Annotated in this window: 1 protein-coding gene; it reads right to left on the bottom strand. The window is 37.8% G+C overall.

Annotation, left to right across the window (positions count from 1 at the left end; genetic code table 11):
- The coding region (locus PW52_RS12360) for a putative Ig domain-containing protein (protein WP_044633278.1) at positions 1–535 on the bottom strand (535 nt) is incomplete at both ends.

Raw genomic sequence — 535 nt, 5'->3', positions numbered from 1 at the left:
TATTGGTTTGATCTGCAATAGTATCTATTGAAATAGGCGTTTCAGTAGCATTAATAACCCATGAAAATGTTGTTGAAACACTATCGTTTGTGTTAGTATCGCTATCATCAACTGTAACGGTAACCGTGTAAGGACTGTTAGTGTCTGCATCAGAAGCAATAGTTCCGTTAAAAGTACCAGCAGCACTATCAAGAGTAATACCATTAGGTAGGCCAGAGGCACTGTACACTAAATTACCATCGCCACCAGAAGCAACTACAGCAAAGCTACCATCAAGGGTATCGTTAACTGTGTTAATTTGGTCTTCAATAGTGTTAACAATTATAGCATTGGAGTTATTGTTATTACCAATAGTTCTAATTTCAATAGCATTCACTAGTGGGTTTTCAATAACCGAGTGAAGGAATTCAATATTAAGAACGTTATCGGCAACGGTAACCGGAAAGCTAAGCATAACGCCAACGCGGTGTCCATATTGAGCGACAAGATCTAAGTTAGATTGTACTGTGTTTCCTTCTATAGCAATATCGAAAAT

Source organism: Neotamlana sedimentorum, assembly GCF_000943565.1.
Lineage (GTDB): Bacteria > Bacteroidota > Bacteroidia > Flavobacteriales > Flavobacteriaceae > Neotamlana > Neotamlana sedimentorum.
Note: the sequence above shows the minus strand (reverse complement) of the source record. Positions and strands in the feature narration are given on the sequence as shown.